The organism is Pseudomonas sp. NPDC098740, from assembly GCF_044760065.1.
Lineage (GTDB): Bacteria > Pseudomonadota > Gammaproteobacteria > Pseudomonadales > Pseudomonadaceae > Aquipseudomonas > Aquipseudomonas rossensis.
Window position 1 is genome coordinate 18,682 of record NZ_JBIWAM010000035.1, and the last position, 13,634, is coordinate 32,315.

The 13,634-nt window shown below is 59.1% G+C and carries 9 protein-coding genes and 2 pseudogenes; 4 read left to right on the forward strand and 7 right to left on the reverse strand.

From position 1 onward, the window contains the following. Positions 1-126: 126 nt before the first annotated feature. The 4 genes from ACIQU2_RS27015 to hflK (ACIQU2_RS27030) are packed head-to-tail and all read right to left on the reverse strand — an operon-like array spanning position 127 to position 6,078. Positions 127-2,037, reverse strand: coding sequence for a cation-translocating P-type ATPase (locus ACIQU2_RS27015; RefSeq protein WP_403145299.1), 1,911 nt, complete (start codon positions 2,035-2,037; stop codon positions 127-129). Beyond that, the gene (hflK, locus tag ACIQU2_RS27020) at positions 2,034-3,092 is read right to left on the reverse strand and encodes a protease modulator HflK (RefSeq protein WP_403145302.1); all 1,059 of its coding nucleotides are present in this window, start codon (positions 3,090-3,092) and stop codon (positions 2,034-2,036) included. Before hflK (ACIQU2_RS27020) ends, ACIQU2_RS27015 begins: the two co-directional genes overlap by 4 nt. Continuing rightward, positions 3,089-4,123 carry a protease modulator HflC gene (gene hflC / locus ACIQU2_RS27025; protein ID WP_403145304.1) on the reverse strand — a complete coding sequence of 345 codons (1,035 nt, stop codon included), beginning with the start codon at positions 4,121-4,123 and terminating at the stop codon, positions 3,089-3,091. The genes hflK (ACIQU2_RS27020) and hflC overlap by 4 nt, the downstream gene beginning before the upstream one ends. Next, positions 4,120-6,078 carry a protease modulator HflK gene (gene hflK / locus ACIQU2_RS27030; RefSeq protein WP_403145348.1) on the reverse strand — a complete coding sequence of 653 codons (1,959 nt, stop codon included), beginning with the start codon at positions 6,076-6,078 and terminating at the stop codon, positions 4,120-4,122. Before hflK (ACIQU2_RS27030) ends, hflC begins: the two co-directional genes overlap by 4 nt. Positions 6,079-6,299: 221 nt before the next feature. On the opposite strand from hflK (ACIQU2_RS27030), the pseudogene ACIQU2_RS27035 reads away from it, so the two are divergent. The 3 genes and pseudogenes from ACIQU2_RS27035 to ACIQU2_RS27045 all read left to right on the forward strand — a co-directional run. Then, a pseudogene (locus ACIQU2_RS27035) lies at positions 6,300-7,337 on the forward strand (FAD-dependent oxidoreductase); the annotation flags it as partial. 178 nt (positions 7,338-7,515) lie between these two features. Then, a pseudogene (locus tag ACIQU2_RS27040) lies at positions 7,516-8,015 on the forward strand (Hcp family type VI secretion system effector). Next, positions 8,008-8,694 carry a DUF4225 domain-containing protein gene (locus ACIQU2_RS27045; protein WP_403145307.1) on the forward strand — a complete coding sequence of 229 codons (687 nt, stop codon included), beginning with the start codon at positions 8,008-8,010 and terminating at the stop codon, positions 8,692-8,694. Before ACIQU2_RS27040 ends, ACIQU2_RS27045 begins: the two are co-directional and overlap by 8 nt. Before the next feature lie 350 nt (positions 8,695-9,044). Here ACIQU2_RS27045 and ACIQU2_RS27050 read toward each other — a convergent pair whose 3' ends face one another. Continuing rightward, positions 9,045-9,518: an Lrp/AsnC family transcriptional regulator gene (locus ACIQU2_RS27050; RefSeq protein WP_403145309.1), complete on the reverse strand. Its 474-nt coding sequence runs from the start codon at positions 9,516-9,518 to the stop codon at positions 9,045-9,047. A 145-nt stretch (positions 9,519-9,663) separates the two neighbouring features. Here ACIQU2_RS27050 and ACIQU2_RS27055 point away from each other — a divergent pair, with 145 nt between their 5' ends. Beyond that, positions 9,664-10,293 (forward strand): LysE family translocator, encoded by a 630-nt coding sequence (locus ACIQU2_RS27055; protein WP_403145310.1) that lies wholly within the window; start codon positions 9,664-9,666, stop codon positions 10,291-10,293. 3 nt (positions 10,294-10,296) lie between these two features. On the opposite strand, the gene ACIQU2_RS27060 is transcribed toward ACIQU2_RS27055, so the two are convergent. Both ACIQU2_RS27060 and ACIQU2_RS27065 read right to left on the reverse strand, forming a co-directional pair. Beyond that, positions 10,297-12,411: a hypothetical protein gene (locus ACIQU2_RS27060; RefSeq protein WP_403145312.1), complete on the reverse strand. Its 2,115-nt coding sequence runs from the start codon at positions 12,409-12,411 to the stop codon at positions 10,297-10,299. Further along, positions 12,398-13,591 (reverse strand): DUF3142 domain-containing protein, encoded by a 1,194-nt coding sequence (locus tag ACIQU2_RS27065; RefSeq protein ID WP_403145315.1) that lies wholly within the window; start codon positions 13,589-13,591, stop codon positions 12,398-12,400. The genes ACIQU2_RS27060 and ACIQU2_RS27065 overlap by 14 nt, the downstream gene beginning before the upstream one ends. Positions 13,592-13,634 lie beyond the last annotated feature (43 nt).

Below are 13,634 nucleotides of genomic sequence, written 5' to 3' on the forward strand. Positions count from 1 at the left end.
TCGGACCAAACGCCGCGAATTCACCAAAGTGATTGCCCTCACCTAGATGACTACGAATTCGTCGTACAGTTCTCAAAACTTGAAATCGACCGTGATCGCGCTGTTTAGAGCATTCACCCGGCGTGCTCAATCCTCATCCTTAAGCTTGAGCAATGGTTCCTGAAAACGCAGTAAACGCCCGGCGTTCCCCAACACCAGCAACGTGCTGAAGTTGTGCAACAGCGCAGCAATCATCGCGCCCGCAGCGCCAAGCCAACCGAAGGCGGCGAAGGCTACAATCGCCAGCGTCCAGCCCAGACCGATGATCACGTTAACCTGCAACGTGTGCCGGCATTGGCGACTCAAGCGCACACACGTGCCGAGTCGACGCAGGTCGCTGCCGATCAGGACGATGTCGGCCGAAGCCAGCGCGATGTCCGCCCCGCCCGCTCCCATGGCCACGCCGACCACACCGGCCTTGAGCGCCAGCGAATCGTTGATCCCATCTCCCACGACCATCGGCCGGAAGCCGCTGCCGATTTCCTTCAGCACGCGATTGAGTTTGTCCTCGGGCAATGCTTGAGCTTCAACGTCGCTGATCCCGACATCCCGCGCCAATGTGTGCGCGACGCTTTGCCGATCACCTGTCAGCAGCAACTGCCGGCCCAACCCCAACTCACGTAGCTCGCTCAAAGCAAATCGAGCTTCAGGTTTGACGCTGTCGGCCAGCAACAGCCAGGCGAGGAATTCACCGTTGAGCGCCAACCCGGCAATCGGGCCATCGTGGTCGGGGACACTTGAAGTGGCGATGCCCAATTGGGTGAACAACTCGGGACGACCGAGCGCCGCCTCGCCCTGCTCCGTCATCGCCACCACACCCAGCCCCTGACGCTCGTGAATGTCCGAGAGCAGCAGAAAATGTTCCTGGGTGACCAACCCGGCGAGCGCGCGGCTGACCGGATGACTGCTGGCAGAACCGAGACTGGCAGCGAGTTTAAGGACGTGGCTGCGATCCTCGAGCGGACTGTCGATGGATTGCAAACGCAAGGTGCCAAAGGTCAGGGTTCCGGTTTTGTCGACCACCAAGGAAGTCAGGTCTGCCAGCTCTTCGAGGAACGCGGAGCTGCGAATCAGAATCCCGTGACGAGCCGCCACCGCCACGCCGGCAATCGCCGTGGCCGGCGCGGACAACACCAATGCACAAGGACAGGCCGCCACCAACACCGCGAGCATGGCCTGGGCATCGTTAGTGACGAACCAGGTCACGGCGGCCAGCAGCAACACCAGCACCATGTAGCTACCGGCGTAGCGTTCCAGCAAACGCGTGATCGGTGGTTTGGAACGCTCGGCACTTTGCATCAGCGCAATGACTTTTCCGAGGGTCGACTCATTGCCGGTGCGAGTCACTTCAATACGCAGCAGACCGTCGAGGTTGATCGCGCCGCCGAAGACTTGCATGCCGACGCCCGCCTCCATCGGCACCGATTCGCCAGTAATCGAAGCGGTGTCCAGGCTCGCCTGACCGGACAGCACCCGACCATCCGCCGGCACCCGATCACCCGCGCGCACCTCGACGAGGTCGCCGGCCTTGAGTGTGCCGTTATCGACTTCGACGATAGCGCCATCGGCCTGAACTTTGCGCGCATGGCTGCGCGTCAGTTTGCCGAGGGCGCGAATCGCCTCTTGGGAACCGATCACGCTGCGCTCTTCCAGCACGTGACCGAAGATCATGATGATCGGCAGCAACGCTGCGGTCAGCAGATCACCCGTGGCCCACGCCCCCAGCATGGCCAGGGCGATCAATTGATCAGTGATCCCGTGCAGGCTCGGATAACGCAGGCTGTACCAGGCTGAACGCATCACGGGCACGGCCACCAATAACGAAGCAAAGCCCAGCAGCAATTGACTGACGCCCGTCTGCTCCGGCGACAACCAGCGCCAGGTCAGGCCGAGCGCGAGCAGGCCAAGTGCGAGCATGGCCAGGGTCAATTGGCGGGCGGCGCTGCGTTGTTCAGCCGAGGACAACATGCTCGGTGCGGCGGCGGTTTGGGGGGTCATTGTGCTGCTCCCTGAATGATCAGGCTGGAATCGTCTTTCGGGTTGACCGTGGTTACCGAACCGGCTTGACCGAGAATCTTCGGCATCCGTTCGCGGTAGATGCGCAGCAGCATTTGCGGGTCGGTCCCTTGTTGTTGCGCCTTGGCCAGGCTCAACACCGTGGCTGTGTCAGCCGAGGCTTTGGCCAGCCGTTCGCTCGCTTGGGCGTGAGCGACCTGCAGCGTGCGATCGGCTTGTTCGTTGGCAGTCTGAGTCAGTTTCTCGGCTTCAGTGCGAGCATTGGCCACAGCTTTGTCGGCTTGTTGACTGGCGGTCAGTACAGCATTGAAGGCGTTGACCGCTGGCCCGGGCAGACTCGATTGCACGTCGACCCGCGCCACTTCAATGCCTAATCCCTGCCCGGTCGCGGTCAGGTCAGCCAGGCGCTGATTGATGCCTTGCACCAGATCACCGCGTAGACGTTCGCGTCTTTCGGCAGCCTGTTTATCCGCGCCGATGAGTTCCGGTCGCGCCACTAGAATGGTGTCCAGATCTCGTGCGGCAGTAAGAGCCACCGCGCTGCGAGTCACCAATCGATCCAATGCCGGCAACACATGTTCGCCTTGAAGAACGAAGGCATACGGCTCGGTGACTTTGTAGAAAACCCGCACATCCAGTTGCACCACGCCCGCGTCACCGGTGAGCAAATAACCGGAGCCGGCGAGTGCATCGCTGATCGGTGTAGCGAAAGTCGCGAATCGGTCTGCCTGCAACGCGGCATCGGTGCGCAGCAGGTTTTCCACCCGACGCTCCATCACCCGATCCGCCGCGGGCAACAAAATCACCTGTTCAAACGGACGCGGCCAGGCCAATAGCAGGCCAGCATTCTGGATGCTATCCAGCGCGCCGAAGTGCAAAACCACCGCGCGATTTTGTGGATCGACCTGCCGCACATTGGAAAATGCCCACACCAAAGCGGCCAGTACCGTCACGGCGTAAAGAGCCAAGAAAGCCAATCGCCCAGCCTGAATCCAGGGACTGCTTAACTCATTTGTTCCACGTGGAACTAATTTCATGGCTGCGACCCGGGCTTGTTATCAAGGGTCGGCGGACCGTCAACCAACACCCGGAACGGCGCAGCATCGGTGCGCAGAATCAGTTTTGTGCCGGGCGTGACGATCGTGCCTAGTGTGTCGAGGGAGCGCAGCAGGTTGTAGAGCTGTGGCGACCCGGCGTAGGCGCGGCCATAAATCTGTGCGGCTTCGACGCGCGATTGTGCTTCGATGTCCGCCGCTTTTACCGTGGCGTCAGCCTGCACGATGCGCGCATCACGTTCGGCAGCGGAACGGATTTGCGCCGCTTCGCGCTTACCGATGGCCGTGCGTTCGGTGGCGATTGTTTCACGCTCGGCACGCATGCGATCGACCGTAGCGGTGAGGGTTACCGACGGCAGGGTCAGACGCTCGATACCGACTTGAACCACCCGCACGCCATAAGTGGTGAGCAACTGCTGATCGATTTGCTGACGCAGCTGCGCTTCAAAATCAGCAATGTGTACTTTATTGGCGTCGGTGTTCACCAGGTTAGCCAAGTCAAAACTGCTGGCCGTGGTTTCCAGAGCCGAACCCACAAACGTACGAATCTGCCGCGCTGCTTCGTCCGGCTGATTCTGTACGGCGCGCATGAAACGTTGCACGTTGTCCGGATCACCCTGAACCTGCCAGGCCACGTAAGCCTGCACGATGATGCGCAAACCGTCCCGCGTACCCACATCCTGTAAACCACTCGAGGTCGTGCGCAGTCGTAGATCGACAGGAATCGCCGCTTCAAAAGGAGCAGGCCAACGCCAGCCAAGACCTGGTTCCAGCAATACCCGCGACGGATTGCCGAAACGCGTGATCACCGTGGCCTCCCCCGAACGCACCTGCACTAGGCTCGCTGCCGCGATGGCGAACGCTACCAGTAACGCTGCCCAGCCCATTCGCCGCCATGGGAATGGGCCCGCTTCTTGGGGATCACCGTGGTGGTGATGTCCGTGGTGATGCCCGCCATGGCCGTGATCGTGGCCAGTGTGGTCATCGTGATCGTGAGTGTGCGACTGGCTCAATTGGCAGCTCCTGGCTGAGCGGTATTACGCGCCGGCGCAGGGTCAGCCGGCAGCGTGAATGTACGGAGGTCGATGGTCGGCGCGTTACTGCTGCCGCCCAGACGATGATCGAGCACCAACAACCTGGCATTGGCCAGGCCTTGGGACAGTTGGCTGAAGTACTGCTCCAGCAAGAAGGCCTGGCCGGCGCTGGCGTAGGCCTTTTGCTCGGCACCGAATCTCAAGTCAGCCGCTTGGGCGGTGGCGTTGATTTCACGAGCGCTGGCCGTCGCTTGATCGCGAGCGATGCTGGCCTGCAGTTGCGCCTGATTGGTGGCCTCCGCCGCCGCACCGCGCTCGCGGGAAATCAATGCCTGGGCGCCAATCTGCGCAGCCTGGACGCCGTGATAGGCATTGGCAGCACCGGCCGGTGGATGAATTGCCTCGACCACCGTGGCGAGAATTTCCACGCCGCTATCGAGTTTCTGCAAGTCAGCCTGCACCGCCCGACCAATCTCTTGGGCGAGCCCTACCCTGTCCTCGCCAAGCAACCCGTCGAGGGTTCGCGAAGCGAAATCGTGGACCAGAATCCGGCTGGCGGTGCTGCGGATCAGCGTCGGGACATCAGCGCTGTTGTAGGTCGCGGCCAACGCCGCTTGATCGCTCAGACCGATGCGATAGACGAAACGCACATCCATGTTGACGATCTGAAAGCTCTGCTTGTCGGCTCGGCTACTGGCAATGACCTGGGATTTGTCGTTCACATGGCTGGCGTCCCACAAGCGATTGGCAATCGCGGGCGCCGGGCCTTCGGCGGGTTCGGCCACGACCGGCGCCGGTGTGTCGCCAACACTGGTGGCCAACTCGTGAACCACACCGTTTTCGACGTTCAACACTCGACCCAGAGGCCAGGGCAAACCTGCGTGCAAACCAGGACCGAATACCTCCACCGGTTTGCCGAATCGCTCGTAGATGCCTCGCCCTTGCATGGGGATTTCGTGAATGCCGGTGAGTGACCAACCGACAATTGCCACCACCATCAGCACCGGAAAAAACGCCCGACGCATGTAAGTGAAGGCCCAGATCTGCCGCAGGTCGATGCCGAAGCGGTTGTGCAATTCGTGCTGCAACGCCAACAAGGGTTGCGGCGGCCAGCGCAGCATGTCGGCGACGAAGCTGCGCGCCAGCAACGCAGGTTCGAGTTGTTCGCGCTGCGGACTGAACAACGACAGCATGGCACGCAGCAGTAGTTCGGCGGCGACCAACCCTGGCAGCAGGCCGATCAGCACCGCCAGACGCACCGGCCAGACCGAAGTTTCGCCTCCTAACAACAGGCACAAAGCGCTGAGCACCAGGCCAATGATCGCCACCCGTGTCAGCTGCGCCAGCGATGCTGCTTCGGGCCATTGGGCGACGTTTTCCTGCGCCAGTTGACGTTCCAGCACCAGCAAACCGAAGGCCAGCAACAACGACAGCGCCGCACCGACGCTGGCCGACAACCCCAGCGTGGTGGGCGGCAGTGCCAGGTTCCAGACGTGTTCGATGCTCAACAACGTCAACAGCGACCAACCCGCGAGCCACAGCGTCGGGGCGCCGATCTGCACCAGCATCCGCAGCCATCGCTGGCTGAGCCGATCCAGCAGCCGTTCGTACCAGCCCACCGGGGCAACGACTTCGTCAGCAACGACGACCTGCACGACCGGGTTCAACGCCCGCGCACGCCATTGCGTCACCCACCAGGCCGATTGCAAACCGGCGACCAGCACCAGCAAACCGGCGCTCTGATTGACCAGCAACGCGGGCCAGAGCGACTGCGGCGCAAACAGCCCGACAAAAAACGCCAGCAACCAACCTGTCGCCGCCAGAGCGCCCAGACCGATTGCGAACTGACGCAATCGTCGCCCTTGAAAAACCGCCTGCTGGAAACGCGGCAGCCCGGCTACTTGCGTCCCATCGACATCGAGATCGACTTGCATACCACCCCAGTGTTTATCGTTGCTCATATCGCAATTCGTTACGATATAACGAAAGCCGTGAAATTTCCGTTCTTAAATGCTGTATCTAAAAACGCTCAACCTGTCGCTTGGCTGAAGCCTTGACCGAAAGGCTGCGGAACGCACATATTACGTTCGTAATTTTAGCGAAGGCCTACTTTTACCCATCCTGATCCCCGTTCACTCCAGGAGTACAACCATGAGGCAAAGTGACGGTGACCGATAGCCAGGGCGGCAAGACCGAACTGAACACCAAGGACATCATCATCGCCACCGGCTCTGAGCCCACTCCCCTGCCCGGTGTGGACATCGACAACAAACGCATCCTCGACTCCACGGGTGCGCTGTCGCTGGCCGAAGTGCCCAAGCATCTAGTGGTGATCGGCGCCGGAGTGATCGGTCTGGAGCTGGGTTCGGTGTGGCGGCGTTTGGGCGCTCAGGTGACCGTGGTCGAGTTTCTCGACCGGATCTGCCCCGGTGTGGATGGTGAAGCGGGCAAAACCCTGCAACGTTCGTTGAGTAAACAGGGCGTCAACTTCAAGTTGAGTTCCAAAGTCACCAGCGCCACAACCTCGGCGACCGGCGTTCAGCTCAGCGTCGAGCCCGCGGCTGGTGGCACCGCCGAACTGCTTGAAGCGGATTACGTGCTGGTATCCATCGGACGCCGGCCTTACACCCAAGGCCTGGGGCTGGAAAACGTCGGCCTCGCCACGGATAAACGCGGCATGCTCGCCAACAAGGGCCATCGCACCGAAGCCGCTGGCATCTGGGTGATCGGCGACGTGACGTCCGGTCCGATGCTCGCTCACAAGGCCGAAGACGAGGCCATGGTCTGCATCGAGCAGATTGTCGGCAAGGCGGCCGAGGTCAACTACGACCTGATCCCCAACGTGATCTACACCAAACCCGAACTGGCCAGCGTCGGCAAGACCGAAGAGCAGCTCAAGGCCGAAGGCCGCGCCTACAAGGTCGGCAAATTTCCCTTCACCGCCAACAGCCGGGCAAAGATCAATCACGAAACCGAAGGCTTCGCCAAAGTGCTGGCCGATGAGCGCACCGACGAGATTCTCGGCGTGCACCTTGTGGGCCCAAGTGTCAGTGAAATGATTGGCGAATATTGCGTGGCCATGGAGTTCAGCGCCTCCGCCGAAGACATTGCCCTGACCTGCCATCCACACCCGACCCGCTCCGAGGCCTTGCGCCAGGCGGCGATGAATGTGGAGGGGATGGCGACGCAAATGCAAGGCTCGAAACGCATACGGAAATGGCACAGCCTTGGTTGTGCCAAACGAAACAATAGAGTGGTGACCGACACGATTTACCCTTTCAAGAAATACAGGCATTTTCAGAAACGACCTACATAAGTAGCTACCTCCCTTGCCTTAAACTCCCCCCATTCTGACCACAAGGAGTGGGCGCATGGCGAGTCATAGCTACATGACTATTACCGGTAAAAAGCAGGGTCTGATTTCATCCGGCTGTTCCAGCCAAGACTAATCGGCAACAAATGCCAGTTTGGGCATGAAGACGAAATCATGGTGTTGGCTTACGCCCATAGTATGTTCACCGGCAGTGATGGCAGTACGTCAGGCGGGCGAGGCAAACATATGCCTATTTCCATTACCAAAAACATTGATAAATCTTCACCACTGCTAGCCAGTGCTCTGGCTGAGGGTGAAGAAGTTGAGTGCAAGATTGATTTTTATCGCACTGCTCCTGCTGGCGGTCAGGATAAATATTATTCAGTGAAAATAACGGGCGGTCGTATTGCGAATGTAAATCTTCAAATCCCACACGCTATCCACATGTCTGACACGGAGCCGCAAGAGCTGGTGTCCATTCGTTACCGAGATATTAGTTGGACGCACATCCAAGCGGGTACAAGTGCCTATAGCACGTGGGGAAACGAAGATGAATGAGACGTCATGTGATATCCATGACGTCAACAAAGCCGCTGCGGACCTGGTTGCATTAGGTTGTGCAGTAGGCGCTACACATTTTCATGACGGTATTACGCAGCTTCAATTCAATTCGATGGTTTCTTCTTATGCCAACGAAATTATCAAGGCCGTTGATGAAGGGCTCATCACTGCGTGGGAGGGAGTTCAATCGATAACGAACGAATATGCAGAGCTATCTTCCAAGGCGATCTTTTATGCTCAAAATGGCATAGGTGTTGTTGCTGGCGCCATGCAAGTTGAGGTAGGTGTAGCGGTTACTGTAGGCTCAGGTGGATGGGCCGCGCCATTGGGAGAAATGTTTATTGCGCATGGCGCCAATAATATCTATGAAGGCTTTGGCAATATTTATAACGGCCCTGAAACACCTAGCGTGCTAGGACCTGTGCGGTGGATTTATCAAGACGCTGTAGGAGGCGAGTACCAGGGAGATATGCTCTACGGTTCTATGGACTTACTATTATCTGGCATTGGTATTATTAGACTAATACGTAAGCCTGACTCGGTGCAGCTATTTAGGCATGACCCAATAAATTACGAAAGGGCGTACATACAAACAGGGAAGGCAGCTCTATTTTTCGAGGCTCTTGTTGACTACATCACATTAAATTCAATGCTTTCTAAAGAAAAATCCGAATAGACACAAGGCGCTATACCGCCATTCAAATCAAATTACGCCACGTAATTTTTTGACTAAAAAACGAAACCAGAAAACACAGAGAATAATATAAGTAACTATATAAGCAATGCGCAAAATCATGCCCTCCATGGGTATGAAGTATTTTATTACCCGCACAATAAGTGCCGCATAAAGACCATTGCTCCCAAGGACCAAAAGAAGCAGTGCAAAATAGTAACGAATATTTTCAAAATTCATGATTAAAGTGTTTCACACATATAAAACACAAGGCTAGTTTATCCACCAGGATTAATCAATTCCCGTTTAAGTTTTGGCTGCTGCGAAGTATTGGATCAACCCGTGTTCGCGATCTACTGTGGTAAATGCTCCAACGGCAACGCCCCCGGCGTCTTTACCGTATGAATCGCAAAGTTGCTGCGGATGTCACTTACACCTGGCAACTTCAGCAAACGCCCCGTGAGGAAACGGTCATAGGCGCGCAGGTCCGGCACCACCACTTGCAGCAAAAAATCCGATTCCCCTGACACCAGAAACGCCGAAATCACTTCGGGTAGCGCCGTCACGGCCAGGCGAAAGGATTCGGCCTGCTCATCGTTGTGCCGTTCAACCTTGACCCCGACAAACACCGTCAGCCCAAGCCCTACTTCGTCGCGATCCAGATTGGCCTGGTAACCGCGTATCACCCCGGCCTCTTCGAGCATCCGTACCCGGCGCAAACAAGGCGAAGCGGACAGACCGATCTCGTCGGCCAGTTGCACATTGCTCAGGCGACCGTCCCGTTGCAGCGCAGCGAGAATCTTGCGGTCGTAGGCGTCGAGTTTCATGGTTTGGCAGATCCTGATGGTTTACCTGCAATTGAGTGGCAGGTTATGCCAACCAGAAGCATTTTAGAAGCGAACTACGCAACCACCTGCCCTGCCCTTCAGCCCTAGACTGGCCGTACCGAATCGACAACGAATGGGGTGCAACGTGGCAGGACTCTGGGTGTTTTTCATGGCGCTGGCGGTGGTCTATCTGTTGCCGGGCCCGGACATGATCCTGTTGTTGCAAACCGGTGCCCGTCAGGGCAAAGGCGCGGCGCTGGCCACTGCGGTGGGTCTGGGTGTGGCCCGGGGATGCCATGTGGCGTTGGCAGCGCTGGGGTTGGCGGCACTGTTCAAGGCTGCGCCCTGGACGTTCGACGTGGTACGCCTGGCCGGGGCCGCGTATCTACTGTGGATCGGCATTCAATGCCTGCGAACCACCATGCTGCCGAACTTGAACGGAACAGACGCCACCACCGAGAAACCTCGCTGGCGCTCAGCGATCCAGCGCGGTTTGCTCACCAACCTGCTCAACCCCAAAGCGTTGCTGTTCTGCTCGGTGCTGCTGCCGCAGTTCATCGATCCGCACGCCGGGCCGGTGCTCGCGCAATTTGCGACCCTGGGCGTGGTGTTGGTTGGTGTTGGGCTGTTGTTCGACAGCGCTTACGCACTGACCGGCGCGGCGCTAGGCCGTTGGCTGCAACGCAGTCCTTCGGCCCAGCGCCTGCAGCAATGGCTGTTTGGCAGCCTGTTGATCGGCTTCGCCGTGCGGCTGACCTTTGTGCAACAAGCTTGAGCCTTACCGCGTTTTACGGCGGCGATTGATCAGCAACAGCGCCGCTGCCGTGACCACTATCACACCGCCAATCTGCAACGGTGTTTTGTAGGGCCGCAGCTGCGAACGCGCGGCATCGGTGACCTGGGTCACATAGCGTTTGTTGGCGCTCTGAAAGTCTGGATCCTGGCACTGATGACCAAAATCGCCGGCCCACACCACATACGGACCTTCCTCGACATACCGACGGTAGAACGCGCTTTGCTCTTGCAGGCTGGTGCCCCACGACGAAGCCTTGCACAGCACCGAAGCAAACGCCTGACTGCTGCGGGGCAGGTGATCAGCGGCTTTGCTCGCCAGAGCCGTGGCGACAAAACGGTAGTGGAAACGCTCATCAGGCTGCGCCACCGTGGCTTGTTGGCGCTGCACTTCACCCTCGGCCATCAGCGGCCCGACCTTGAGCTCGGGCGCTTCCAGACTGTAATTGCCGCCGAAGGTGGCGTAATCCGGGGACAGCTCGTAGCCCAACAACTCCATTCCGTCGAAACGGGCCAGTGTCGCGGCATAGTAATAAGCGAATGCCCGTTTGGTCGGCCACCATTTGGATTCAGCGTCGTGGCGCAACTGCCCGTACCACTTGGCCTTGGCCTGCAAATCGGCGTTATCGAAGTAGGCTGGCGCTTCGTCATACCGCTCTTCGCGCAGCAAGCGCCGCCCGAGCAAATTGCGCAGTTTCGCCGCCACCGATAATTGCACGTAGTTATCGCGATCCTGTTGGGTGAGTGGCGCTGGTGCCGGCACTTGAGTGTCGACGTATTGCTTGAGCTCATCGACGGTCAACACCCGCTCGGCGACCGTGGCGGCGTCGAACCAGTAGACATCTTTACTGCGATAAAGCTGATCGAACGCTTGCAGATAATCCCCGCGTTGCAACGCCAGGATTGCGCTTTCACCCTCGACCCGACACTTGGGCTGAAGCGTTTCGAAGTCCCAATCCGGCGTCCGCCGCTCCCCCCACGACTCATTCTGCGGGAAGGCCTGGGCAGCCTTGGCATACGCTGCGGCAGCCGCGTTTTTATCGCCATCGCGCACCGCCAGTTTGGCCCGCAGCCACCACGCCAGTCCGCCATCACCGGCGTGTTCGAGGAACTCCTTGGCGCTGGTGTAATCACCCTGTTGATAATTCACCGCGGCCAGCCGATCCGCGTTGTCGAGGCTACCGTAGGTGCTGTTTTTCAGCAGTTTGATCAGTTTCAATTCGTTCGGCGGTTGATCACCGAATGACCAGCCCAGTCGGCTGATCAACGACGCCGTCACCAGTTGCTGTACCGGTTTTCCCTTGAGCAACTCGGCCAGTTGATCGTCAGGCATCGCCGCGAGGTCGGCTACCAACAGTTTCAGCGAGGTGTAACCCACCGCCGAACCCTGAAGGTTTTGCGTGGCGTAAAGTTCGATGGCGCTGTTCCAGTCTCCAGCGGTGCGGGCCACGCGGGCCTCTTCGCCAAGACTGGCGACGCCCAGTTCCAGAGAGTCACTGAAGCCGTCGATGCTCAGTTGACGGGTCTGCTCGAAAGCCTTTCTAGACTGAGCCAACAGGTCAGGGCCAGCGTCCGCTTCGGAGCTCATGGCAAACAGCGCCCGGCCTAACGAGTAAGCCGCCCAGGTGCTGCGTAACGCCCGTTGATCCGCCGGCAATGCCAGCACCTTCTGGAAGTACTCGGCTGCCAGTCCATGATCACCGGCATTGAATGCCACCGCGCCGGCCAGATAGAGCTTGAGCTCAGCCGGAAGGCTCGCGCCCTGAATCTCGACCTGATGCGCATCGGTCAGGCTGCGTAACTGTTTCACCAGCGTTTGCTGCTCAGCCGTCAAACCGGACTGCTCAGCCTTATCCCGCTGTTCTGCGTAGTCGGGCGCATCCAGGTTATAGGCGGTTTCGGTGACGTTCTTCAGCCCGGCGACCGCATGCCCGAGGCGACTGATTTCAAATCTGAAGTTACCTTCCGGCAGTTCCGCCAGCGACTGGCCGCGGTTGTCCAGCAGACGCATAGGGAAATCCGGCCCACAGGCCAGCGCCGAACCCAGCGGCAGGCTGAGGCTCAGGCAAAGCAGATGGCGGGGCCAGTTACGGGTAAACATTCGAACCTCCTTGATCAATATGTGCGCAACGAGCCCAACCAATGGCGCGCTGCCCGCCGGCCGCTATTCGACCGTCGCGCAGGCGGGTGAAGGTAAGCAGATCCGGACGCTGTTGCAACGCATAACCGGCCAGCGCATCGGCACCGTCACAGCCCTGCACCGCGAGTGTCAGGCGTTCGGGCCAGGCGCTGTCGAGATTGCCCTGATTGCTGAGGCTGATGTCATAGAGGTCGTTCTGCTCCGAGAGTTTCAGCGCCAGTCGACTGTCGAGTGCATCGCCACGCGCTACGGCGCCCAGAGTCGTCAGACTCCAGGCCCGGCGGTCGCTGGCCAGCGGCAGACGAAACCAGATCAGGCCCGCCAGATGCGCCGGTGGATCGTTGCGCAACTCGGTCCCGAGCCGGCTCAGTTGCTGCGGATCGGCGAGCAATTCCCGGCGTTTTCCGCCCTGTTCGATGGGCACTTCGCTTTCCACTACCGGCGCACCGTCACCCGGCAACAACGCCACACCGTAGGCCGGCAGCGCCAGATAGAAAGGTTTCGAAGTGATGCGGCTCCAGGCCTTGGTCCATTGTCGGGCCTGATCCGCGTCAAACAAGCCAAGACGCGGATTGCTCACCGCATGCACCTGCAACACGCTGCTGTCGACTGTGGATAACAGCGCCGGCAATTCGGGGCTGTCGAGCCAGGCCGGCAATGCGGTGATACTCAGCGGAACAGAGGCCGGCAGAACTGCGCGCAGGTGCGTAAGAAATTTGCGGTAGGTCGGTAGCCGAGCATTACCGGCATCGTGGTCGATTTCCACACCGGAGAGATTCAGTCCCTGCCCTTGCCAATCGCCGAGCACCTGCAGGATCTGCGCGGTGACTTCGTCCCGATCCAGCGACTTGAGTTGGCCGTCGAGACGAATCACCGCGATCAGCGGCCGACCATCACGCTTGAGCAGCGCCGGATCAATCCGCGCCCGGCTCCAACCGGCCTCAGGGAATGCCTGCAAGGCCAGCACTCGCAGGGTGGAAAAGTCAGCGCGGCTGTCCCTCAGCGCCGCTTCGTGGGCCGGTGTCCATTGCCGTTGCCAGACGTAGAGTTGCTGATCGAGCGCTGGCGCGTCCTGTCGTTCGCAACCGTTGAGCAATGCCACTGCAACAATCAACGCCGACAGACGAGCGAAAAAATACATAACCGAATCTGATCCTTTGTCGCAGCGGCCAGAAGCTGCGTTC